16 protein-coding genes and 1 pseudogene are annotated in these 23660 nt (G+C 65.4%); 5 read left to right on the top strand and 12 right to left on the bottom strand.

Features of this window, described 5'->3' with window-relative positions; translation table 11 throughout:
• Positions 1 to 135: 135 nt before the first annotated feature.
• The 10 genes and pseudogenes from C6W88_RS09690 to pilM form a co-directional block, all read right to left on the bottom strand.
• The gene (locus C6W88_RS09690) at positions 136 to 1554 is read right to left on the bottom strand and encodes a glutamate synthase small subunit GltD family protein (protein ID WP_045991136.1); all 1419 of its coding nucleotides are present in this window, start codon (positions 1552 to 1554) and stop codon (positions 136 to 138) included.
• Positions 1555 to 1588: 34 nt separating this feature from the next.
• Positions 1589 to 6034, bottom strand: a complete 4446-nt coding sequence (gene gltB / locus C6W88_RS09685) for a glutamate synthase large subunit (RefSeq protein ID WP_108132314.1) — start codon at positions 6032 to 6034, stop codon at positions 1589 to 1591.
• A gap of 574 nt (positions 6035 to 6608) precedes the next feature.
• The gene (aroB, locus tag C6W88_RS09680) at positions 6609 to 7727 is read right to left on the bottom strand and encodes a 3-dehydroquinate synthase (RefSeq protein ID WP_045991138.1); all 1119 of its coding nucleotides are present in this window, start codon (positions 7725 to 7727) and stop codon (positions 6609 to 6611) included.
• Positions 7724 to 8272 carry a shikimate kinase AroK gene (gene aroK, locus C6W88_RS09675; RefSeq protein WP_045991139.1) on the bottom strand — a complete coding sequence of 183 codons (549 nt, stop codon included), beginning with the start codon at positions 8270 to 8272 and terminating at the stop codon, positions 7724 to 7726. The genes aroB and aroK overlap by 4 nt, the downstream gene beginning before the upstream one ends.
• Positions 8272 to 9561 (bottom strand): annotated as a pseudogene (locus C6W88_RS09670) (type IV pilus secretin PilQ); the annotation flags it as partial. The pseudogene C6W88_RS09670 and the gene aroK, both read right to left, overlap by 1 nt.
• Positions 9562 to 9683: 122 nt before the next feature.
• Complete coding sequence (locus C6W88_RS09665; RefSeq protein ID WP_108132312.1) at positions 9684 to 10175, bottom strand: pilus assembly protein PilP; 492 nt, start codon at positions 10173 to 10175, stop codon at positions 9684 to 9686.
• Positions 10172 to 10603, bottom strand: a complete 432-nt coding sequence (locus C6W88_RS09660; RefSeq protein ID WP_108132311.1) for a type IV pilus inner membrane component PilO — start codon at positions 10601 to 10603, stop codon at positions 10172 to 10174. The genes C6W88_RS09665 and C6W88_RS09660 overlap by 4 nt, the downstream gene beginning before the upstream one ends.
• Before the next feature lie 3 nt (positions 10604 to 10606).
• Positions 10607 to 10840 carry a hypothetical protein gene (locus C6W88_RS09655; RefSeq protein WP_108132310.1) on the bottom strand — a complete coding sequence of 78 codons (234 nt, stop codon included), beginning with the start codon at positions 10838 to 10840 and terminating at the stop codon, positions 10607 to 10609.
• Positions 10837 to 11409: a PilN domain-containing protein gene (locus C6W88_RS09650; RefSeq protein ID WP_108132309.1), complete on the bottom strand. Its 573-nt coding sequence runs from the start codon at positions 11407 to 11409 to the stop codon at positions 10837 to 10839. Before C6W88_RS09650 ends, C6W88_RS09655 begins: the two co-directional genes overlap by 4 nt.
• Positions 11406 to 12458 (bottom strand): type IV pilus assembly protein PilM, encoded by a 1053-nt coding sequence (pilM, locus tag C6W88_RS09645; RefSeq protein WP_108132308.1) that lies wholly within the window; start codon positions 12456 to 12458, stop codon positions 11406 to 11408. The genes C6W88_RS09650 and pilM overlap by 4 nt, the downstream gene beginning before the upstream one ends.
• Positions 12459 to 12697: 239 nt before the next feature.
• Between pilM and C6W88_RS09640 the strand changes: the two genes are divergently transcribed.
• Both C6W88_RS09640 and C6W88_RS09635 read left to right on the top strand, forming a co-directional pair.
• Positions 12698 to 15226 (top strand): penicillin-binding protein 1A, encoded by a 2529-nt coding sequence (locus C6W88_RS09640; RefSeq protein ID WP_108132307.1) that lies wholly within the window; start codon positions 12698 to 12700, stop codon positions 15224 to 15226.
• Positions 15227 to 15373: 147 nt separating this feature from the next.
• Positions 15374 to 16078: a DUF481 domain-containing protein gene (locus C6W88_RS09635; protein ID WP_231498599.1), complete on the top strand. Its 705-nt coding sequence runs from the start codon at positions 15374 to 15376 to the stop codon at positions 16076 to 16078.
• 375 nt (positions 16079 to 16453) lie between these two features.
• On the opposite strand, the gene C6W88_RS09630 is transcribed toward C6W88_RS09635, so the two are convergent.
• Positions 16454 to 17725, bottom strand: a complete 1272-nt coding sequence (locus C6W88_RS09630; RefSeq protein ID WP_108132305.1) for a malic enzyme-like NAD(P)-binding protein — start codon at positions 17723 to 17725, stop codon at positions 16454 to 16456.
• 491 nt (positions 17726 to 18216) lie between these two features.
• Entirely contained in the window at positions 18217 to 18429 is a 213-nt protein-coding gene (rpmE, locus tag C6W88_RS09625) for a 50S ribosomal protein L31 (RefSeq protein ID WP_045991147.1), read from the bottom strand.
• Between the two features lie 169 nt (positions 18430 to 18598).
• Between rpmE and C6W88_RS09620 the strand changes: the two genes are divergently transcribed.
• The 3 genes from C6W88_RS09620 to C6W88_RS09610 all read left to right on the top strand — a co-directional run bounded on the left by C6W88_RS09620 (position 18599) and on the right by C6W88_RS09610 (position 23387).
• Positions 18599 to 20824 carry a primosomal protein N' gene (locus C6W88_RS09620; RefSeq protein ID WP_108132304.1) on the top strand — a complete coding sequence of 742 codons (2226 nt, stop codon included), beginning with the start codon at positions 18599 to 18601 and terminating at the stop codon, positions 20822 to 20824.
• 139 nt (positions 20825 to 20963) lie between these two features.
• Positions 20964 to 22649, top strand: coding sequence for an arginine--tRNA ligase (gene argS, locus C6W88_RS09615; protein WP_108132303.1), 1686 nt, complete (start codon positions 20964 to 20966; stop codon positions 22647 to 22649).
• Positions 22650 to 22652: 3 nt separating this feature from the next.
• Positions 22653 to 23387 carry an SPOR domain-containing protein gene (locus C6W88_RS09610; protein ID WP_108132302.1) on the top strand — a complete coding sequence of 245 codons (735 nt, stop codon included), beginning with the start codon at positions 22653 to 22655 and terminating at the stop codon, positions 23385 to 23387.
• Positions 23388 to 23660 lie beyond the last annotated feature (273 nt).

Raw genomic sequence — 23660 nt, 5'->3', positions numbered from 1 at the left:
CCGCGCCAGGATGGGACGACAGACTAGCAGATATCGACTAACGGCTCAATTTGCACAACAGGAAGTCATCCTGGAGAAACCGCCCCGCCCCTCCGCCATGATTCTCACAGCGGGGGACGGGGGCTCGGCAGAGCCTCAGATGTCGAGGTAGTCGAGGATGCCCTCGCCGGCCTGGCGACCTTCGTAGACCGCGGTCACCACCAGATCGGAGCCGCGCACCATGTCACCACCGGCAAAGATCTTCTCGTTGGTGGTCTGGAAGGCGAAGCTGCCATGCTCAGGCGCCTTGACCCGGCCACGCTCGTCGACCTCGATGCCCACCGACTCGAACCAGGGCGCCGGGCTCGGCTGGAAGCCGAAGGCGATGACCACGGCGTCGGCGGGGATGATCTCCTCGGAGCCCGGCACCACCTCGGGACGGCGACGGCCGTTCTCGTCGGCTTCGCCCAGGCGGGTACGCACCACCTTGACGCCTTCGACCCGCTCTTCACCGACCACCGCCACCGGCTGACGATTGAACAGGAAGTCCACGCCTTCCTCGCGGGCATTGGCCACCTCACGCCGGGAGCCCGGCATGTTCTCTTCGTCACGGCGGTAGGCGCAGGTCACCTCACGGGCGCCCTGGCGAATGGCGGTACGGTTGCAGTCCATGGCGGTATCGCCACCACCCAGCACCACCACACGCTGACCTTCCAGCGAGACGAAGTCCTCGGGATTCTTCTCGAAGCCCAGGCGGTGGTTGACGTTGGCGATCAGGTAGTCGAGCGCCTTGTGCACCCCGGGCAGGTCCTCGCCGGGGAAGCCACCTTCCATATAGGTATAGGTGCCCATGCCGAGGAACACGGCGTCGTACTTCGCCAACAGATCCTCGAAGGCGACGTCCTTGCCCACCTCGACGTTGAGGCGGAACTCCACGCCCATCTCCTCGAACACCGCACGACGACGTTCCATTACCGTCTTCTCGAGCTTGAATTCGGGGATGCCGAAGGTCAGAAGGCCGCCGATCTCGGCGTACTTGTCGAAGACCACCGGCTTGACGCCGTTGCGCACCAGGATGTCGGCGCAGCCGAGGCCAGCGGGGCCCGCGCCGATGATCGCGACCTTCCTGTCGGTCCAGGTCACCTGGCTCATATCCGGGCGCCAGCCCATGGCGAAGGCAGTGTCGGTGATGTACTTCTCCACCGAACCAATGGTCACCGCGCCGAAGCCGTCATTGAGGGTGCAGTCACCCTCGCACAGGCGGTCCTGGGGGCACACCCGGCCACACACTTCGGGCAGCGAGTTGGTGCGATGCGACATCTCCGCCGCCTCGAGGATGTTGCCTTCGCTGACCAGCTGCAGCCAGTTGGGAATGTAGTTGTGGACCGGACACTTCCACTCGCAGTAGGGATTACCGCAGTGCAGGCAGCGATGCGCCTGGCTGGCCGCCTCCATGGGCTTGAACGGCTCGTAGATCTCGGCGAACTGGCGGGCGCGGGTGCGCGCCGCCTTCTTCTGCGGATCCTGACGACCGACGTCGATGAACTGAAAGTCGTTGTTCAAACGGTTTGCCATGATGTTCTCCTGCCTTGTTCGGGACGCCGTCGGGTTATTCGGGCTGACGCGTGGACTGGGCCAAGAGGCCATTCAGGCTCGCCGCCTTGGGCTTCACCAGCCAGAAGTGGCGGATGAAGTCGCTGAAGTCCTCGAGGATCGCCTGACCGCGCAATGATCCGGTCTCGGCCACATACTCCTCGATGGTTTCCCTGAGGTGTCTCCGATAGGCCTCCATGGCCTCGGTGTTGACCCGATGGATCTCCACCAGTTCGTGGTTGTAACGGTCGACGAAGCAGCGATCCTCGTCGAGCACGTAGGCGAAGCCGCCGGTCATGCCCGCACCGAAGTTGACGCCGGTCTCGCCGAGCACGCAGACGATGCCGCCGGTCATGTACTCGCAGCAGTGATCGCCCGAGCCTTCGATGACCGCGTGGGCGCCGGAGTTGCGCACGCCGAAGCGCTCGCCGGCGGTACCCGCGGCAAACAGCTTGCCGCCGGTGGCGCCGTACAGGCAGGTGTTGCCAATGATCGCCGTCTTGTGGCTCTCGAACTGACTGCTCTTCGGCGGGGTGATGACGATCTTGCCACCGTTCATGCCCTTGCCGACATAGTCGTTGGCGTCACCTTCCAGGTACAGATTGAGTCCGCGGGCGTTCCACACCCCAAAGCTCTGACCGGCGACACCGGTGAAGCGCGCGGTCACCGGCGCGTCGTCAAGACCCGCCTCGCCGTAACGCTTGGCGATGGCGCCGGAAGTCAGCGCACCCACCGAACGATCACAGTTGGTGATAGTGAAGGACACGTCGGCCCCGCCCTTGGACTCGATGGCGTCCTTGAGCGCCTCCAGCACCTCGAGGTTCTTGGCGCCCGGGTCATGCGGCACGTTACGGCTGACCTGGCAATACTGAGGGGCATCTGCCGGCACATGGTCGTTGGCCAGCAACGGCGTCAGGTCAAGCTTGTGCTGCGAAGGCGTCAGCCCCTCGAACACCTCGAGCAGGTCGGTGCGCCCGATCAGGTCGGTGAGCTTGCGCACACCCACCAGCGCCATCAGTTCGCGCACTTCCTCGGCGATGAAGCGGAAGTAGTGCTTGACCATGTCGACGGTGCCACGGAAGTGCTCGTCGCGCAGGTACTGCATCTGGGTGGCGACACCGGTGGCGCAGTTGTTGAGGTGGCAGATACGCAGGTACTTGCAGCCCAGCGCCACCATCGGTGCGGTACCGAAGCCGAAGCTCTCGGCGCCAAGAATCGCCGCCTTGATCACGTCCAGGCCGGTCTTCAGGCCGCCGTCAGTCTGCAGCCGGATCTTATCGCGCAGACCGTTGATGCGCAGCGCCTGATGCACCTCCGGCAGGCCCAGCTCCCAGGGTGAACCGGCGTGCTTGATCGAGGTCAGCGGGCTCGCCGCGGTGCCGCCGTCGTAGCCGGACACCGTGATCAGGTCAGCGTAGGCCTTGGCCACGCCGGTGGCGATGGTGCCGATGCCGGGTTCGGAGACCAGCTTGACCGACACCTGGGCGTCGGGATTGACCTGCTTGAGGTCGAAGATCAGCTGGGCCAGATCCTCGATGGAGTAGATGTCGTGGTGCGGCGGCGGCGAGATCAGGGTCACCCCCGGCACCGAATAACGCAGCCGGGCGATCAACTCGTTGACCTTGCCACCGGGAAGCTGGCCGCCCTCGCCGGGCTTGGCGCCCTGGGCCACCTTGATCTGCAGCACCTCGGCGTTGACCAGGTAGGCCGGGGTGACACCGAAGCGCCCGGAGGCGATCTGCTTGATCTTGGAGCTTCTGATGGTGCCGTAACGCGACGGATCCTCACCACCCTCACCGGAGTTGGAGCGCCCACCGGCCTCGTTCATGGCCTGGGCCAGGGCCTCGTGGGCCTCCGGCGACAGCGCACCCAGCGACATACCGGCGCTGTCGAAGCGAGGCAGCAGGTCCTCGACCGGTTCGACTTCCTCGAGCGGCAAAGCCTCGGCGGCGGGCTTCAGCTTCAGCAGGTCACGGATGGTGGCGGGCGCGCGATCATTGACCAGCTGCGCAAACTTCTTCCACTTGGCGTAGTCGCCCTCCTGCACCGCCTCCTGCAACGCCTTGACCACATCGGGGTTGTAGGCGTGGTACTCGTGACCATGGACGTACTTCATCAGGCCGCCCTGGGAGATGCCCTTGCGCGGCTTCCAGGCGTCCTTGGCCAGCGCCACCTGGGTCAGCTGGATCTCGTTGAAGCCGGTACCCTCGATGCGCGAGGCCATGCCGGTGAAGCAAAGATCCATCACCTCGGAGGACAGACCCACCGCCTCGAACAGCTGCGAACCACGATAGGACGCCAGGGTCGAGATGCCCATCTTGGAGAGGATCTTGAACAGCCCCTTCTGCAGGCCCTTGCGGTAGTTCTCGCGGGCGTCCGCCGGATTGCCGGACAGCTCGCCAGTGCGATGCATATCGGCCATCACCTGGTAGGCCAGCCACGGATAGACCGCGGTGGCGCCCACCCCGAACAGCACCGCCATCTGGTGGGCGTCACGGGCGTAGCCGGTCTCGACGATCAGGTTGACCCGCGGGCGCAGGGCCTTGCGACCGAGTTCGTTGTGGATCGCGCCCACCGCCAGCGCCGGATGGATCGGCACCTGCCCCTGGGGCAGGTCGGCGTCGGACAGCACCAAGATCACCTTGTTGTCGTGAACCGCCGCCTCGGCCTCGCGACACAGCTCGAGCAGCGCCGCCTTGAGCCCTGTCTGCTCCGGGTCATAGCCCAGCGACAGACGCTGGCTGGCAAAGGCCGGGTCGTCCTGGCCGACCAGAGCGGTGAACTTGCGCGGCGACAGGATCGGGGTCGTCAGCACGATACGGTGGGCGTGCTCCGGGGTCGCCTTGAACACATTGCGCTCGGCACCGATGCAGGTCTCCAGCGACATCACGATGGCTTCGCGCAGCGGATCGATGGCCGGGTTGGTGACCTGGGCGAACTTCTGACGGAAGTAGTCCGACAGCATCCGGTGCTTGCCGGAGAGCACCGCCATGGGGGTGTCGTCACCCATGGAGCCCACCGCTTCCTGGCCGCTTTCGCCCAGCGGACGCAGCACCTGATCACGCTCCTCGAAGCTGACCTGGAACATCTTCTGCTGCACCTGAAGGGTGTCGGAGTCCATGTTCTTGAAGGCTGCGAGCTCGGTCAGCGCGGACTCCAGGAACTGAGCCTCCTGCTTGAGCCAGCGCTTGTAGGGATAGGCCGACTTCAGCCGCTCATCGATGTCGCTGGTGTGCAGCACTTCGCCGGTCTCGGTGTCCACGGCGAGGACCTGACCGGGGCCGACACGGCCCTTGGCCACCACGTCCTCGGGCTTGTAGTCGTAAGTGCCGATCTCGGAGGCCAGGGTGATGAAGCCGTTGCGGGTGATCACCCAGCGCGCCGGGCGCAGGCCGTTGCGGTCGAGCATGCACAGGGCCTGACGGCCATCGGTCATGACCACACCGGCGGGGCCATCCCAGGGCTCCACGTGCATGGAGTTGTACTCATAGAAGGCACGCAGGTCGCCGTCCATGATCTCCACGTTCTGCCAGGCCGGCGGCACCATCATGCGCACCGCCCGATGCAGCTCCATGCCGCCGGTCAGCAGCACCTCGAGCATGTTGTCCATGCTCGAGGAGTCGGAACCGGTGGTATTGACGATCTGGTCGAGGCTGGCGATGTCGGGCAGCCGCTCGGAGACGAAGTTCTCCTTGCGCGAGTTGGCCCAGCCACGGTTGGCCTCGATGGTGTTGATCTCGCCGTTGTGGGCCAGCAGGCGGAACGGCTGAGCCAGCGGCCAGCGCGGCGCGGTGTTGGTGGAGAAACGCTGGTGGAACACGCAGATGGCGGTTTCCAGGCGCTCGTCACCCAGGTCCTGATAGAAGGCCGGCAGATCCACCGGCATCACCAGTCCCTTGTAGGAGACGACGTCGCTGGACAGCGAGCTGACGTAGAAGTCCGGCTCGTCGATCAGCGCCTGCTCGGCCAGTCGGCGGGCCATGAACAGCGAGACGTCAAAGGCTTCCTCGGCGTCACCGGGCTCGACGAACAGTTGACGGATACGCGGCAGGCACTCCAGCGCCATCGGGCCGCACACGCTGGGGTCCACCGGCACCTCGCGCCAGCCGAGCACCTTGACACCACGCTCTGTCAGGCTCGCCTCGAGCACCTGGCGGGCGCGCTCCTCACGCTGGTCGTCGTCGGGCAGGAAGATCACGCCCACGGCATAGCTGTCGCCCAGTTCGATACCCAGGCTTTCCTTGGCGGCGTGGCGCATGAAGCCGTCGGGCATCTTCAACAGCAGGCCACAGCCGTCACCGGTCTTGCCGTCGGCAGCGATACCGCCACGGTGGGTCATGCAGGTCAGGGATTCGATGGCAGTACTGAGCAGTTCATGGCTAGCCTGCCCTTCCATGTGGGCGATCAGGCCAAACCCGCAGTTGTCACGGAACTCGCCGGGCTGGTGAAGACCTCTGTTCATGGGCGCGCCTCAGGTGAAAGGGTTGTAGTCACAGCATAATCGCGATATTATTATCGGTTTTTCTTTTGATTTTAAGCCCTTAAGGGCTTTCGCTAACTGCACGAAAAATGGGTACCCAGCATAGCCAGCCCCCCGCCCTCGCGCAATCTCCCCGCCGCGCACGCCCGATAAAAAAACACCGTAAATCTGATGCTTGCACCAAGGCTTCGAAAAAAAACCTTATCAGGTCAACGACTTGGAAGCCGTTTCCAGCAAGTCTTGCTGTACGCCTTTCGCCACTAGACTTTAGTCGCAAAAACTGTCGACACCCCATGCCGATCAGGCATACGACATACAGATCCACGCATGAGCGGCGCCTATTCCCCCTATCCCGAAGCCGTCGACAGCACCTCGTACCGCACTCCGTGAAGCCCTGTTCGGCCAATACCTGTCCCGTCTCTAGCCGCCCCTTTCCACGCCAAAGCCACGCCAAAGCCACCCGTGCCGAAGCCAACCTTGCCGCTCGGCGTGCCCCAGACACGACAACGCCCGCACAAGGCGGGCGTCGCAGTCGATACTCTGGAGACTGGCATCATCAGGCCCGCGGGTATGCCTCGATGCATTCGCCGAGCAGCGCCGGCGGGGTCTGATCGTAGACGCAGGCCTCGCCGAGCGCGCGCATCAGCACCAGGCGCATGCGGTCATCGGTATTTTTCTTGTCGAGCTTCATGCGCGACACGAAATCCTCAACCGTCATCTCCCTGGGCGCCGCCACCGGCAGACCCGCCCGCTCGATCACTCGACGGGTGCGCGTCACATCGGCCTGCTCGATAAAGCCCTGACGCATCGACAGGTCAGCCGCCATCAGCATGCCCACACCCACCGCCTCGCCGTGCAGCCAGGTACCGTAGCCCATGTAGGCCTCGATGGCGTGCCCGAAGGTGTGCCCCAGATTCAAAAGCGCCCGCACGTCCTGCTCGGTCTCGTCGAGGGCGACGATCTCGGCCTTGATCGCGCAACTACGTTCGATGGCCTTGGCGAGCACAACATCGTCGAGGTCACGCAGCGCAGCCATCTCATCTTCCAGCCAGCCGAGAAAGTCACTGTCATGGATCAGTCCGTACTTGATCACCTCGGCAAGACCCGCGGACAGTTCGCGCTCGGGCAGGGTCGAGAGCGTGGCGGTATCGATCAGCACTGCGCGGGGCTGCCAGAAGGCGCCAATCATGTTCTTGCCCAGCGGATGATTGACCCCGGTCTTGCCCCCTACCGAAGAATCCACCTGGGACAGCAGAGTGGTGGGCACCTGAATAAAGGAGATGCCGCGCTGGTAGGACGCCGCGGCGAAGCCGACCATATCGCCGATCACCCCGCCGCCCAGCGCCACCAGCGTGGCCTTGCGGTTGAAGCCGGCCTCCAGCAGGGCGTCCCAGATGCGCGAGACGCCATCGACATTCTTGTGGGCTTCACCATCCGGCAGCACCAGGGTCTCGATCCTGAGGCGGTCGTCGGCCGCTGACAGCGCCGAGGTCAGCCGCTCGAGATAGTGCGCGGCGACGGTGTCGTTGGTCACCACCATCACCTGGCGACCGCTGAGATAGGAGGCCAGACGCTCACCGTCATCGACCAGCCCCGGTCCGATATGGATGGGGTAGCTGCGATCGCCCAGGGCGACGGTCAGGGTCAAGGGATTCACGGACGTGGGTGTGCTCATGATGAGGCCTTGCAGGTGAGAGGGTCGAGGAGGCGATGGACGCGACGAACGATATCGTTGACCACCGAGCGCGGCCCGCGGCGGTCGGTGCGGATCACCAGGTCCGCGGTGGCGCGATACAGCGGGTCACGCAGGGCGAACATGTCGCGTAGCAGTTGCTCGCGATCACCGCGCTGCAGAAGCGGCCGGTTGCGATCCTTGGCGGTGCGCTTCAACTGCTGCTCCACGGTAGTGAACAGATAGATGACGGTACCGCCCTCGCGGATACGCTGGCGATTTTCCTCGCGCAGCACCGCGCCGCCGCCAGTGGCGATCACTACCTTGTCGTAGTCCACCAGCTCGCTGATCATGGCGCTTTCCCTGTCACGAAAGCCGCTCTCGCCCTCGACATCGAATATCCAGGGGATATCCGCGCCACAGCGTGACTGAATCTCGTGGTCACTGTCGTAGAACGGACGTGACAATTCGGCCGCCAGCAGGCGGCCGATGGTGCTCTTTCCCGCCCCCATGGGGCCTATCAGAATCAGGTTGGGTACTTCCTGCATCAGTGAGTCGCCAGGCCGTCGTCGAGTATCCGGGGAGTGATGAATACCAACAACTCTACCTTATCGTTGACGTCCTCGGTATAGCGAAACAGCTTTCCCAGCCAGGGGATATCGCCAAGCCAGGGCGTCTTGTACAGCGTATGCAGCTGCTGGGTGGTGAGAATCCCCCCCAGCACCACGGTCTCGCCGTCCTCGACCAGCACTTGGGTCTGGATCTCGTTGGTATCGATGGCCGGCTCGCCGTCGAAGCTCTGCTCGGCCAGGGTGTCATTGTTGATGGTCAGATCCATGACGATACGGTCATCGCTGGTAATCTGCGGGGTGACCTCCAGCGCCAGCACCGCCTCCTTGAACTCCACGTTGGTGGCACCGCTGGAGGTGGACTCCTGGTAGGGGATCTCCTTGCCCTGCTTGATCAGGGCGGTGTGCTGATTGGCGGTAATCACCCGCGGCTCGGAGATGGTCTGGCTCTTGCCCTCGCTCTCCAGCGCATGCAACTCCAGATCCAGCAGCACATCCCCGGCCAGATAGCCGAACTTGAAAGAGCTTCCCGGATCCAGGGCATCGCCCAGATCCACCCCCAGGCCACCGTAGGCATCCCCTCGATTGCCGAAGACCCCATCACCGATCTGTACCGATTCACCCAGCGCCCCGGACAGGGCACCGTCCCCGCTCCCCACAGGCAACTTGTCGTGGCGGCTGCGTGCCCCCCAGTTGACGCCAATCTCCTCGGCGGTGTTGTCTCGGGCCACCACGATGCGCGCCGAGATCTGCACCTGGCGTACCGGCACATCCAGGCGCGCCAGGGTCCAGCGAATCTCGTCGAGCTGACTGGCCACGTCCTGGACCAGCAGGGTATTGGTGCGCGGATCGGTGGCCACGCGCCCGCGCTCGGACAACAGCCCGAAACCGTTCTCGCCACGCAGCAAGGCGGCGAGCTCAGCCGCCTTGGCATACCGCACTTCGATATGCTCGGTCACCAGTGGCTCAAGCTCGTCCAGCCGCGAGGCCGCCTCGAGCTTGAGACGATCACGCTCGGCCAGCTCCGAGGCCGGCGCCACCAGCAGGATGTCGCCCTGCCGACGACTATCGAGCCCCTGGCTCTCCAGCACCATATCCAGCGCCTGGTCCCAGGGCACCGCCTCCAGGTTCAGGGTCACCCGCCCAGCGACGCTGTCGCTGGCGACGATATTGAGGCCGGTGAAGTCACTCAACACCGACAGCACCGAGCGCACCTCGACATCCTGAAAGTTCAGAGTGATCGGCGCGCCCTGATAGCCCTCGCCCTGCGCCCAGCCCGGCGACGCCAGCAGCACACCGACCACCAGCCCCACCAGCCACCGCGCGATCGCCCGCCCAGGCGAAAACGCCGATTCGCCTGTCCGACATGAACCGATATCAGGTCGCCTGCTCACTCGCCTACCCTCATGACACGCTCCTTCCAGCGATAGTCCTTGCCTGCAACCGCCTCCAGCCTGACGGCCTCAGCGCTGATCGCCGCGACCCTGGCGGGCGGATTGGCCAGCATCTCCCCTTGCGCCACCCGATAGAGATGACCATCGGGCGCCTCGAACAGCGCCCAATGCCGCTGCCCTCGACCCAGCACTCCCACCAGTTCAAGTTCGTCCAGGGAAAAGGCAGCAAGACCGCTGCCTTGCCCAAACCGCTGACCGCCGAAGCCCTGGCCCTCGAAGCGAAAGGGGCTTCTCGCGTTGGCGTAGCGATACTGCAGCACCGGCAGGCTCACTACCTCGGGCAACGCTACCGGCCGCCGATCGAGCTCCGGCGCCAGCGCCTCGGCCAGACGCCGATCCAGGGCGTCGAGGTCCGCCTGCTGGCAACCCGTCAGGGCCACACCCAACAAGGCGCCCATCAGCACGCCCACCAGCCGGCGCCGCCTCATGAACCCTCCACCAGCGCATCGGCGACGCGCGCCCCGTCACCAATACTGTAGGTCTGCGCCAGCGCGTGCAGCTCAAGCCCTCCCTCGACCGGCGATAGGCTGAAATCGTGCAACGTCACCAGTCGGGGCAGGTTGGCCAGATCAGCCACGAAACCACCGATGGCGTGGTAGTCGCCCCGCACCCGCAGATCAAAAGGCCGCTCGACATAAAGCTCCAGGGGGCGCGCCGGCCTCAGTTCGAGCTCCTCCAGCGATAGCCCGCGACGCTTGGCCACCTGGCCGATGCCTTCCAACAGCGATGGGATGGCGGCACCATCCGGCAACATGCGCCTCCGCTCGCTGACACGCTGATCGAGATCCACCAACAGCCGCTTGAGGCGATCAAGCTCCGCCAACTCGCGTGCGCGGCCTTCGAAGTCGGCGACCACCTCTCACTCCTGACGCTGCAGCTCCACCAGACGCTGTGACAGGGGATGCAGATAGCCCACCACCATGGCCACCAGGGCGAGCACGAAAGCCAGGATCGCCACCAGGGTCCGCAGCGACATCGGCCAGCGCCCGGCCTCACTCAGCTCCAGCCGACGCCAGTCCAGCGCCCTGAGCCGGCGCCACTCATCGAGCCAGCGCTCACGCCAGCTGACGTCACCGCCCTGCTCTGAATTCATGGCAAGGCCTCCAGCGCCGGCAATGCCGCGAGGGTCATCTCCAGCGCAAAATGCTGATAGCCCTGCTCGGCCCCCACCCGCGACAACAGCGGTTCGGCAAAGACCTGCGCACGCTCGAGGGAGCGCAGCTGCTCGACCAGCCTGGCACTGTCGACGGCCTCGCCCTCGAGCATCAATCTGTCGCCGATGCGCTCGACACGCTGGTAGCGAACCCCCGGAGCCAGGGTGGCTGCCAGGGCGTTGACCACCGCAAGCGTCTGGCGCCGCTCGTCCTGCAGCCGCTCGAGCAACGCCTGTTCCTGATCCAGCAATGAGAGCTGGCGTTCGAGATCAACCATCTCGGCGGACTTTTCTTCCAGACGCTCGACGGCAGCGGCGACATGTCGCTGGCGGGCCTCCATCTGCCTCAACCCCCACTGCAGCCACAGCGTCGCCATCAACGCGAGCCCGACACCCGCCAACGCCGACAGCGCCACCGCCAGCCAGAAGCGTCGCGTGCGCCTGGCGCGAGCGGCCTCGCGCCAGTCAAGCAGATTGACCTGGACCTCGTTGATCGTCACATCTTTCATGGTCGTCCTCGCATGGCCAGGCCGCAGGCGGTCAGCAGGGCCGGCGCTTCGCCGCGCAGTGCCGCCGCGTCCAGCGATGGCTTGAGCGCCATCCCCTCCAGCGGGTCCACCTGGCTGACCGGCAGGCCGAGGGCCTGGCTCAGACGATCGGCAAGCCCCGCGACCAGGCTGCCACCTCCGGTCAACAGCAGTCGCTCGAGCGGACGCACATGGTCCGACACCTGATACAGCTGCAACGATCGCTGGATGTGCTCCACCAGGGTCTCGACGAAGGGCCCCAGCACCGTGTGCGAATAGTCGTCCGGCAAACCGCCCCGCTTCTTGCCAAAGCCGGCCTCATCCATGCCGATACCGTAGTGACGCTGGATCGCTTCGGTGAGCTGCATGCCGCCGAACAGGCTGTCATGGCTGTAGACGATGCGCCCGGCCACCACCACGTGCAGCGTGTTGAGGTAGGCGCCCACGTCCACCAGGGCCAGAGCGCCATCCCCCAGTCGGCGACGACGGCAAAGGCCAGCGATGGCCCGCTCGATGGCGAAGCTCTCGACATCCACCGCCGCAGGCATGAGCCCGCTGGCCTCCAGCGCCTGGGTCAACTGCTCGACGTCCTGGCGACGACAGGCCACCAGCAGCACCTCCTGCCACTGCGGATCGTCGGAGCAGCGTCCCAGGCGATAGAAGTCAAAGGCCACCTCACGGAACGGAAACGGTATGTGCTTGTCTGACTCCCATTCGATACGGGCCTCGATCTCTTCATCATCGAGCGCTGCCGGATAGCGCAGTACCCGGGTTATCGCCGCGCGGGATGGCACCGCCACGGCGGCCTCTCGACTCCCTGGAGAGGCCAGTTCGACCACCCGCGACAGCACCTCGATGACCTCGCCCATATCACGTATGCGGCGCTCCACCACGGCCCCTTGACGCAGCGGTCTGACCGCGTAGCCGGCCACGCGGTGGCCGGCGTCGTCCTCCACCAGCTCGATCAACTTGACCGAGGCAGAGGTGATATCGACACCGACCAGACCCTTGTCCTTCGAGGAAAACCACATGAGCCCATCACACTGCCACCATGGCACCGCGCCCGATGCACGACGCTGTGGCGCCAGCCTAGCCAAAACCGGGCCGGGCCTTACTGATCCATGACGGCACTTTGTGCAACAAGACGGGCAATTCGTCACAATGGTGGTGACAGGCCCTCCCAGTTCCTATAATGGCCGACGCAAAGGACTGCCTTACCCCATCTCTTCGCCCCGCCGTTTTTCGTTCTCAGCATGGACACCGCGATTTCATGAAGTATCTCAGAACGCTCATTTTCTCCGCCGTGTGGCTGGTGATATCGCTTGGCGCCGCCGCGGCCCTGGGCGTCGTCGGTGCCGCCCTCTACTTCGCTCCTGGGCTTCCCGATGTCCGTCAACTGCAGGACTTCGAGCTGCAGACACCACTGCGCATCTACACCCGCGACGGTCAGCTGATCGGCGAATTCGGCGAGGAACGCCGCATGCCGGTCGACTTCGAGGACATTCCAGAACCAATGCTCCAGGCACTGATGGCAGCAGAGGATTCGGCGTTCTTCGAACACCCCGGCGTCGACCCCAAGGGCCTGGCGCGGGCCGCAGTGGAACTGGTGTCCAGCGGTGGCGATATCCAGTCGGGCGGTTCGACCATCACCATGCAGGTGGCGCGCAACTATCTGCTGACGCTGGATCGTACCTTTACCCGCAAGCTGCGTGAGATCCTGTTGTCGCTGCAGATGGAACAGATCCTGAGCAAACAGGAAATCATGGAGCTCTATGTCAACAAGATCTTCCTGGGGCACCGTGCCTACGGCATCGCCGCCGCCGCCGAGGTCTACTATGACAAGCCGCTCGACGAGCTGACGCTGGCCCAGCACGCGATGATCGCAGGCCTGCCCAAGGCGCCTTCGGCCTTCAACCCCCTGGCCAACGCCGAGCGCGCGCTGATTCGCCGCAACTGGATCCTGTTTCGCATGCGCGAGCTGGGCTACATCGACCGGAGCGCCTATGACGAAGCGGTTCAGGCGCCGATCACCGCCAGTCGCCACGTGGCCAAGGCCGAGGTTCAGGCCGACTATGTCGCCGAGATGGCCCGTCAGTTCGCCACCGATCGCTTCGGTGACGAGGCCTATACCGGCAGCTATCGCATCACCACCACCATCGACAGCGAGCTCCAGCCCATGGCTCGCCAGGCGCTGGCCAATGGCCTGATCGCCTACGACACCCGCCATGGCTGGCGCGGGCCTGAGGACACCGAGATTCCTCAGAGTCTGGCCGAAGCCCAGGAAAAGACCGAGCGCACCGGCCTGGAGGAAGAGCTGTCCGAGTCTCCCGAGGTCATGGAAACCGCCCGTCGCGCGGCCGAGCGCAGTCAGACCAGCGTCGAGGGCGTCGATGGCGACGTCAGCAACTGGCTGCAGGTGCTGGAGCGCACCCCGACCTACGGCCCGCTGGAACCCGCCATCGTGGTGAAGAGCGAAGGCCGCGAGATGCAGGTGCTGGCCCATGAGGGCGAGCTGATCACCCTGTCCTGGGACGGGCTGGACTGGGCCGCGCCCTACAAGAGTGCCCGCTATCGTGGCGCCTCACCGTCCTCGGCCTCAGAGATCGCCAGCCGGGGTGACCTGGTGCGCATCCTCCAGCGCGAGGACGGCAGCTGGCGCCTGTCCCAGCAGCCCGGTGCCGAGGGCTCACTGGTGGTGATGGACCCGCAGACCGGCGCGATCCTCGCACTCCAGGCCGGCTTCGACTTCGACGCCAGCAAGTTCAACCGCGCGATTCAGGCCCGTCGCCAGGCCGGCTCCATCTTCAAGCCGTTCATCTACCTGGCGGGCCTGAACAGTGGCGAGGTGACCCCCGCCACCGTCATCAACGACGCCCCGGTGGTGCTCAACGACGGCAGCAACGAACTGTGGCGCCCGTCCAACTCCAGCGGTGACTTCCTCGGCCCGACCCGACTGCGGGTCGGCCTTGCCCGCTCGCGCAACCTGGTCACCATTCGCCTTCTGCAGAACATCGGGCTGAGTCGCACCATCGACTTCCTGGTGGACTTCGGCTTCTCCCGTGATCGTCTACCCAACGGCCTGTCGCTGGCACTGGGCAGCGCCAGCCTGACCCCGCTGGAAATGACCAACGCCTACGCGGTGCTGGCCAACGGCGGCTTCCGGGTATCGCCCTGGTTCATCGAGAAGATCACCCAGGGCGAGCAGCAGACCCTGGTGGAAGAGGCAAGCCCCCGCGTGGCCTGCCGCGAATGCAGCGAAAGCCAGACCACCACAGAAATCGACGGCAAGACCTACGAGGTGGCGCCTAGGGTCGCCAACGAGCGTGCCGTCTACCTGCTGCGCGACATGCTGCGCGACGTGGTCGAGCGCGGCACCGCCCGCCGCGCCCTGGCACTCGAGCGCACCGACATCGTCGGCAAGACCGGCACCACCAACGACCAGCGTGATGCCTGGTTTGCCGGCTTCAACGGCGACTACGCTGCCACCGTGTGGGTGGGCAAGGACGACAACACCCCCACCGCCGAGTACGGCGCCCAGGCCGCCTTGCCGATCTGGGTCGACTTCATGGGCCAGGCGCTGGCCGGCAAGCCGGAGAACATCCCCGAACAGCCGCCCGGCATCATCACCGCCAGGGTCGACGCCAACAGCGGTCGCCTGCTGCGCGACGGCCAGGGTGGCGGCGTCGAGGAACTGTTCGACGAAGACCACATGCCCACCGTACAGCCCCGCCGTGTCGAAAGCGCCGTCGAGCGCCACAGCGGCTCCCAGGGTACCGGCGCCTACGAAGCCATCTTCTAAGGCCATTACCCCTCCTTCCCGTCGGGAAGGAGGGGTCCCTTGTCACTTCGCGCTACCCACCACGCCTTGAACCTTCCTAGAGACCACCTTATGGTGATTTCCCGTTTTCATTTGCCCGCGACGGCACTATGCATTTTCGGGCTTTTTGTGCCGATAAAAGCCGCGCTGGCGGACGCCTTCTACGCCCCGATCCCCGTCCATGACGACTCGCCGGACTTTCTCGGCCATGTCGAGTTCGGCTACACCCATCTGTCGGGCAACTCCAACAGCGAGACCTTTCTCGGCAAGGCTCAGCTGACCTGGCTGCAGGGGGCCTGGCTGTCACGCCTGCGCGGCGAGGCCCGCCACGCCAGCGAGGACAGCGAGACCAGTGCGGAGCAGTATCTGGTGTCCTTTCGCCAACGCCGCGAACTGGTCGGCCCGCACTATCTGTTCGGCTTCGGCCGCTGGGAGAAGGATCGCTTCAGCGGCTACGACCACCAGTTCACCGCCATCACCGGCTACGGCCGCCAGCTGATCGACGACGATCGCGCCCACCTGGCGCTGGAGGCAGGCCCCGGCTATCGTGCCGACATCCTGCCCGGCGAGAACGACCAGCGTCTGGCGGTGGCCTACGGCGCCCTGGAGGCCGGCTATGCGCTGAGCGATAGCGCCACCCTCGAACAGGAACTGTCGCTGGAGACCACCCGCAAGAACTCGACGGTGCGCTCCTATACCGCCCTGGATACCCGCATCAACGCCCATATGTCGCTGCGCCTGTCCCACGAGATCAAGCACAATTCGGATCCCCCCGAGGACGCCGAGGCCAAGACCGACCGCATCACCTCGGCCTCGCTGCGCTACGAGTTCTAAAGCAGCGTCCATTCCCCGATGGCCTCGCTGCGATACGAGTTCTCAAGCAGCTCTCATCCCTTGGGATCCCCCCGAGGATGCCGAGGCCAAGACCGACCGCATCACCTCGGCGTCACTGCGCTACGAGTTCTAGGGCAGCCCTCGATCAAGAACAGACCGGCTCCTGCGCCACGAGTTCTCAAGCAGCTCTCATCCCTTGAGGACGCCGAGGCCAAGACCGACCGCATCACCTCGGCGTCACTGCGCTACGAGTTCTAGCGACCAGGACCGATCGGATTACGGCCACCAGACGCGACAAGGCCCTCCACTGGAGGGCCTTGTCGTTGCTGTCGAGACGTCTGAATCTAGCGGCGCCTGGATCTATCGGCGCCTGGCTCAGCCGCCGTAGACTTCGTCGATGGTCTTGAGCGGATAGTGCGACGGGTAGGGCTTTCTGGCCACGCCGGAGTCCACCGCCGCCTGGGCCACCGCCGAGGTCACCCGCTCCAGCAGACGCACGTCCACCGGGGTCGGAATGATGTACTCACGGCCGAAGCTCATGGCGTCCTTCTCGTAGGCTTCCAGCACCGCCTGGGGCACCGGCTCCCGCGCCAGGTCCTTGAGCGCGTGGACGGCGGCGACCTTCATCTCTTCGTTGATGCGGGTGGCGCGCACGTCCAGGGCACCGCGGAAGATAAAGGGAAAACCGAGCACGTTGTTGACCTGGTTCGGATAGTCCGAACGTCCGGTGGCCATGATCACGTCCGGGCGGGTCTCCCGCGCCAGGTCGGGATGGATCTCCGGATCCGGATTGGTGCAGGCGAAGACGATCGGGTCCTTGGCCATCTTGCGAATATGATCGGCGGTCATCAGGCCAGGGCCGGACAGACCGATGAACACATCGGCACCATCGATGGCGTCATCCAGGGTGCGCTTGTCGGTGTCCACCGCAAACATCGCCTTGTACTGGTTGAGGTCCTCACGACCTGTATGGATAACGCCCTTGCGGTCGAGCATCACCAGGTTCTCGGGGCGAGCACCACAGGCCACCAGCAGCTTCATGCAGGCGATCGCCGCGGCGCCGGCGCCCATGCACACGATACGCGCCTGATCGAGGGACTTACCGGCAATTTCCAGCGCATTGAGCATACCCGCCGCAGTGACGATGGCGGTGCCATGCTGATCATCGTGAAACACCGGGATCTTGCAGCGCTCGACCAGCGCCTGCTCGATCTCGAAACACTCCGGTGCCTTGATGTCCTCGAGGTTGATGCCGCCCCAGCTGTCGGCAATCCGCGCCACGGTATCGATGAATGCCTGGGGACTCTCGGCGTCGACCTCGATATCCACAGAGTTGATGCCGGCGAAGCACTTGAACAGCACACCCTTGCCTTCCATCACCGGCTTGCTCGCCAGCGGCCCCAGGTTACCGAGGCCAAGGATGGCGGTGCCGTCGGAGATCACCGCAACGGTGTTGCCCTTGCCGGTATAGCGATAGGCGTTTTCCGGGTCCCGCGCGATCTCTCGCACCGGCTCCGCCACGCCGGGACTGTAGGCCAGCGCCAGGTCCTTGGCCGTGGCGGTCGGCTTGGTCAGTTCGACCGACAGCTTTCCGGGAATGGGGAGAGCGTGATAGTCCAGCGCAGCCTGCTTCTTTGCGTCCGTCATGCTTGGTGTCCGGATGTCCTTGTGGAACGGTGGCAACACAATATAGAAAAATATTCCATTTCTCAACATGATTGAGAAAAGCGTCAGTTATACGCCCGTTTCAGGATTTTCGCTGACAATGTCGACAACTTTTGCTGCATTGCACCAACCCTTGTCATGAAGAAAGATGCAAGGAAGGTGAGCGCAGAGATGGGCCAAGGGTGACGCTGAAAGCTCACCGCTCGGGCAAGCGCGAGTTCGCTCAGTGACAACGATGAGGCCCGACCATCGCCTCCCTTTGCTGCTTGAAGCCTAGTCGCCCGCCGCGCGTTGCGCATTGATGCAACGCAATAACGAGAACGCTCACGCGGTCGCGGGCCCTGTCCTTTGCCCCCCCCTTCCCTCTGCGCGGCCCCAGACGCAACGAACCCGCCATGAAGGCGGGTTCGAAGGGGACATTGCCCGAGCATCGTCGACCAGCGTTTCTCGCTGGTGCGTTCAGCTCCGTACGATCAACGCTTGAGCGCGGCACCGAAACGCTTGTTGAAGCGCTCGACGCGACCACCGGTGGTGGCCTGCTTCTGCTTGCCGGTGTAGAACGGGTGGCACTGAGAGCAGACGTCCAGGCTCAGGTCGTGGCCAGCGGTGGAACCGACCTCGAAGGTGGCGCCGCAGGAACAGGTCGCATTGACCGTCTTGTAATCCGGGTGGATACCTTGTTTCATCGTGAACCTCACTTTTCGGTATGCCGCCACCTGATCCATTGCCAGGCACCGCATACGGGTAATGGCACGGGCACTCGTTGGTGCGTCGTCAAGCCCCTGTGCCGGCCGGTGATCCGCTCCCGTCAAGGAAGCGGCGGAGTATTCTAGCAGACTTCATTGTGGAGGCCAATTGGCTGACTCTCCTGCCCCGCGCGTGCTGCGGATCGCCATTCCATCCCCCCTTCGCCGCCTGTTCGACTACCTCCCCCAGGGGGCGCCCCCGCAAGGGGGCTGGTCGCCGGGACTGCGCGTGCGCGTCGAGTTCGGCCGCCGCCAGGTGGTGGGCGTCATCGTCGACTGTCGTGACGACAGCGACCTGCCGCTGGCCAAGCTGAAGCCGATCCAGGCCTGTCTGGACAAGGCGCCGCTGCCAGGAGATTGGCTGTGGTTATGTCGATTCACCTCGCGCTACTACCAGCACGCCCTCGGCGACACCCTGGCCCATGCCATGCCGGTGTTGCTGCGTCAGGGACGCCCGCTGGAGGCGCGGGTACGCGAACGCTGGCAGGTCGCCTTGAACGGCGATCCTGCCCGCCTGGGCCGGGCTCCGCGCCAGGCCGAACTGCTGGAGATGCTGCGCCAGCATCCCCAGGGCCTCACCACCCAGGTGATCCAGGCGCAATCCTTCACCCGCGACCAGCTCAAGGCGCTGGAAGCCAAGGGGCTGGTGAGCTGCCATGAGGAAACCCTCACCGGCCCCACCCCCGACGACAGCCAGGGCCTGCTGGCGAGCCCGGCGCTGGCCCTGAACGACGAGCAGGCCAAGGCGCTGAACCAGCTCCACCAGGGGCTCGATCGCTTTCACCCTTGCCTGCTGCACGGGGTGACCGGCAGCGGCAAGACCGAGGTCTACCTGCAGTTGATCGAGGCGGTGGTGGCCAAGAAGCGCCAGGCGCTGGTGCTGATTCCCGAAATCGGCCTGACTCCGCAGACCCTGGGGCGCTTTCGCCAGCGCTTCCGGGTCCCGGTGGTGGCACTGCACTCGGGGCTGACCGACCACGAGCGCCTGGACGCCTGGGAGGCGGCGGCCAGCGGGAGGGCGCCGATTATCATCGGCACCCGCTCGGCCATCTTCACCCCGCTGGCACGTCCAGGCCTGATCATCGTCGACGAAGAACACGACGGTTCGTTCAAGCAGCAGGACGGGCTACGCTACCACGCCCGCGACCTGGCGGTGGTGCGCGCCAAGCGCCATGGCATTCCGCTGCTGCTGGGGAGCGCCACGCCGTCGCTGGAGAGCCTGCACCGCGCGCGCACCGGTGACTACGCTCACCTGCGGCTGACCCGGCGGGCCACTCGCCACGCTCCCGCTCGACTGGAACTGGTCGACCTCAAGGGGCGCCCTCGACGCGGCGGCCTGATTCCGCCGGTCATCGACGCCATCAAGGCAACGCTGGATGCCGGCCATCAGGTGCTGGTGTTCATCAATCGCCGCGGTTTCGCCCCCACCCTGGCTTGTCACGCCTGCGGCTGGATGGCCGAGTGCGACCACTGTGACGCACGCATGACCTGGCACCGCCAGCCGCCGATGCTGGCCTGCCACCACTGCGATCGCCGCCGGGTCATTCCCGACGCCTGCCCGGACTGCGGCAGCGCCGACCTGCGTCCGCTGGGTAGCGGCACCGAGCGTACGGAGGAGAGCCTGGCCGAAACCTTTGCCGAGACCCCGGTCCACCGCATCGACCGCGACAGCACCCGGGCCAAGGACGCGCTCGAGAAGATGCTCACCGAGGTCCGGCGTGGTGAACCAGCGATCCTGGTCGGGACCCAGATGCTGGCCAAGGGCCACCATCTGCCCCACGTCACCCTGGTCGTGGTGGTCAACGCCGACGCTGGCCTCTACGCCAGCGACTTTCGCGCGCTGGAGCACTCGGCCCAGTTGCTTGAGCAGGTGGCCGGGCGCGCCGGCCGCGCCGCCCACCCTGGCCGAGTGCTGGTGCAGACCATGCACCCGGACGACCCCAGCCTGCGTCTATTGGCCGAGCGCGGCTACGACGCCCTGGCCGAGTCGCTGCTTGAAGAACGCCGCATCGCCGCCCTGCCGCCACTGCGCTTCATGGCCCTGATCCGCCTGGAAGGCCCCCGGGAAGACGCCCTGACGGCACTCGCCCGGGAGATCGCCGGAGAATTGCGCGAGCAGGTACGTAGCCTGGCTCTGGATCTCGACTGCCTCGGCCCGGTACCGGCCCCCATGGAGCGCCGTCAGAACCGCTACCACCTGCAGATCGCGCTGATGGCGGAGCGACGCAGCCAACTGCACCCCGCGCTGGAATGGCTGGCCCACCGTCTGGAAGCCTGGCCCGAGGCGCGGCGTATCCGCTGGTCCATTGACGTCGATCCGCAGACCCTGAGCTGAGGTCCGATACGCTGAGCTTTGCCGCCCCGGCCTTTAAAGGCCAGGCGCAATCATCGATAATACGCGGTCTGCCCGCCGACAGGTGCTCCCGCCAGGATTCGCCACGCTCGGCCACCGTGCCACAGGACATAGACGCCTCATGAAAGACACCATCGTTGCGCTGCTGGATGCCGCTCTTGCCGAGCTCAAGCAGCAGGAAGTCGTTCCCCAGGAGCTTTCCCCGGCCTACAAGGTCGACCCGACCAAGGACAAGGCCCACGGCGACTACGCCACCAACCTCGCCCTGATGCTGGCCAAGCCGGCCAAGGCCGCACCGCGCCAGGTGGCGGAAAAACTGGTCGCGGCCCTGCCCGAAAGCGCAGCCGTGTCCAAGGTCGAGATCGCCGGCCCCGGCTTCATCAACTTCTTCGCCGCCACCGACGCCGCGGCCCAGGTGGTGCGCCAGGTGCTGGACGCCGGCGACGCCTTCGGCCGTAGCCTGGCCGGCGCTGGCGAAAAGGTGCAGGTGGAGTTCGTTTCCGCCAACCCCACCGGCCCCCTTCATGTCGGCCACGGCCGAGGCGCCGCGGTGGGCGACTGCCTGTGTCGCCTGCTCGAGGCCACCGGCTACGACGTCACCCGCGAGTTCTACTACAACGACGCCGGCGCCCAGATCACCAATCTGGCGCTGTCGGTTCAGGCCCGCGCCAAGGGGCTGGGCCCGGACAGCGACGGCTGGCCGGAGGACGGCTACCGCGGCGGCTACATCGAGGACGTGGCCAAGGCCTACCTGGCCGGCGAGACCATCCACGCCGACGACCGCCACGTCACCGCCAAGGCTGACCCGGAGGATCTCGACGCCATCCGCGAGTTCGCGGTGGCCTACCTGCGTCGCGAACAGGACCTGGACCTGCGCGCCTTCGGCGTCGGCTTCGATGTCTACTTCCTCGAGTCCTCGCTGTACCAGCAGGGCAAGGTCGAGGAGACCGCCCGTCGCCTGACCGATAACGGCCACACCTACGAGCAGGACGGCGCCCTGTGGCTGCGCACCACCGACTTCGGCGACGACAAGGATCGGGTGATGCGCAAGAGCGAAGGCGGCTACACCTACTTCCTGCCCGACGTGGCCTACCACCTGGACAAGTGGCAGCGCGGCTTCACCAGCGTGATCAACGAGCAGGGTGCCGACCACCACTCCACCGTGACCCGGGTACGCGCCGGCCTGCAGGCGCTGGATGTCGGTATCCCCCAGGGCTGGCCGGACTATGTGCTGCACCAGATGGTGCTGGTCACCCGTTCCGGGGTCGAGGTCAAGCTGTCCAAGCGGGCCGGCAGCTACGTTACCCTGCGCGACCTGATCGACGAGGTCGGCCGCGACGCCACCCGCTTCTTCCTCGCCGCCCGTCGCGCCGACTCCCAGCTGACCTTTGACATCGATCTGGCGCGCTCGCAGTCCAATGACAACCCGGTGTACTACGTCCAGTACGCCCACGCCCGGGTCTGCAGCGTGCTGCGCAAGGCCGAGAGCGAAGGCCTGGCCTTCGACCACGCCACCGCCATGGCCAACCTGGGCCTGCTTGAGGCAGACCAGGAAAAGGCCCTGCTCAATCGCCTGGCGCGCTATCCCGAGGTGGTCGAGCACGCCGCCAAGGCCCGAGAGCCGCAGCAGATCGCCCAATATTTGCAGGATCTGGCAGCCGACTTCCATAGCTGCTACAACGCCTGCAAAGTCATGGTCGACGACGACGCCCTGCGCAATGCGCGCCTGGCGCTGGGCCTGGCCGCGCGTCAGGTGCTGCGTAATGGACTCGACCTGATGGGCGTCGGTGCACCGGAGGAGATGTAAGCCATGGCCACTCGCAAGGCGCCCCCGCGCAAGCGCGGAGCAACCACCAGCCAGAAGCGCAGGCAAGCACCCAAGCAGGCCCGCGGAGGTATCCCCGGCTGGCTGTGGGCCGCCGTCGGCGTGGTCGCAGGCTTCCTGCTGGCCCACCACCAGAACGGTACCGCTCCCTGGCAGGATCCCCGTTCACCGGTGGCGGCGGTACTGCCCAAGCCCTCCAGCGGCGAGCAGCAGGGCAGCAATGCGAGTGGCAGTGCACAAGGCGGACAGGCCAGCGAAAGCGAGCCGCCGATGCCGACGTTCGAGTTCTATACCCTGCTGCCGGAGTCCGAAGTCATCGCCTCCGACGAGGAGATGCCGGCGTCCACCGCCAAGCGCCCCGAGGCGGCCCAGCCGAGCGAGGACGAGATCTCCGCGGACGACCCCATCGCCGCGGTGATCGCCGCCAACTCCCGCGAAGAGGAAGCGTCGTCCACGCCATCCGAGACCCCGCGCAGCGCCGAGCGTCGCTACATGCTGCAGGCGGCCTCCTTCCGCGAGGTCAACGATGCCCGACAGCTCGCCGGGCGACTCAAGGACTTCGGCCTGCTGGCCAAGATCAGCGAGGTCGAGGCCACCGGCGGCGCCACCTGGCATCGCGTCCAGGTCGGCCCCTACAGCGATCGCAATGAGCTGTCGCGGGCCCAGGATCTGATGAGCACTCAAGGCATCGAGCCGCTGCTGATCCAGCTGCAGAACTGACGTCGGCACACCTCCTCCTTCTGAAGCTACGCCCACCAGGCCCAGAACGTCATGTCTGGGCCTGGTGCGTGCTGGCCACCGCTCAAGCCCCCATCGTGGCGGCGTCTTTCTTCCTCTGTTGCACCGTCTTCTTGGCGCAGCGAGCCGCATTCCCGAGTCGCCCGCGCTTGAAATCCTTGCGACCTGCCCGCACCTACCAGCCTATCGCTTATGCAGAGGGCTCTGCCCCTCGACAGTCACCGGAGGCCTCGGCTTCCCCAAGGAGAATTCTCC

This window comes from Halomonas litopenaei (assembly GCF_003045775.1).
GTDB lineage: Bacteria > Pseudomonadota > Gammaproteobacteria > Pseudomonadales > Halomonadaceae > Halomonas > Halomonas litopenaei.
The sequence above is the reverse complement of the archived record's forward strand: the minus strand, read 5'-3'. Positions and strand labels throughout refer to the sequence as shown.

Coding starts and splice junctions, on each gene's coding strand:
- C6W88_RS09690 (WP_045991136.1), bottom strand. CDS start 1,554: ATGGCAAACCGTTTGAACAACGACTTTCAGTTCATCGACGTCGGTCGT.
- gltB (WP_108132314.1), bottom strand. CDS start 6,034: ATGAACAGAGGTCTTCACCAGCCCGGCGAGTTCCGTGACAACTGCGGG.
- aroB (WP_045991138.1), bottom strand. CDS start 7,727: ATGAGCACACCCACGTCCGTGAATCCCTTGACCCTGACCGTCGCCCTG.
- aroK (WP_045991139.1), bottom strand. CDS start 8,272: ATGCAGGAAGTACCCAACCTGATTCTGATAGGCCCCATGGGGGCGGGA.
- C6W88_RS09665 (WP_108132312.1), bottom strand. CDS start 10,175: ATGAGGCGGCGCCGGCTGGTGGGCGTGCTGATGGGCGCCTTGTTGGGT.
- C6W88_RS09655 (WP_108132310.1), bottom strand. CDS start 10,840: ATGAATTCAGAGCAGGGCGGTGACGTCAGCTGGCGTGAGCGCTGGCTC.
- C6W88_RS09650 (WP_108132309.1), bottom strand. CDS start 11,409: ATGAAAGATGTGACGATCAACGAGGTCCAGGTCAATCTGCTTGACTGG.
- pilM (WP_108132308.1), bottom strand. CDS start 12,458: ATGTGGTTTTCCTCGAAGGACAAGGGTCTGGTCGGTGTCGATATCACC.
- C6W88_RS09640 (WP_108132307.1), top strand. CDS start 12,698: ATGAAGTATCTCAGAACGCTCATTTTCTCCGCCGTGTGGCTGGTGATA.
- C6W88_RS09630 (WP_108132305.1), bottom strand. CDS start 17,725: ATGACGGACGCAAAGAAGCAGGCTGCGCTGGACTATCACGCTCTCCCC.
- rpmE (WP_045991147.1), bottom strand. CDS start 18,429: ATGAAACAAGGTATCCACCCGGATTACAAGACGGTCAATGCGACCTGT.
- argS (WP_108132303.1), top strand. CDS start 20,964: ATGAAAGACACCATCGTTGCGCTGCTGGATGCCGCTCTTGCCGAGCTC.
- C6W88_RS09610 (WP_108132302.1), top strand. CDS start 22,653: ATGGCCACTCGCAAGGCGCCCCCGCGCAAGCGCGGAGCAACCACCAGC.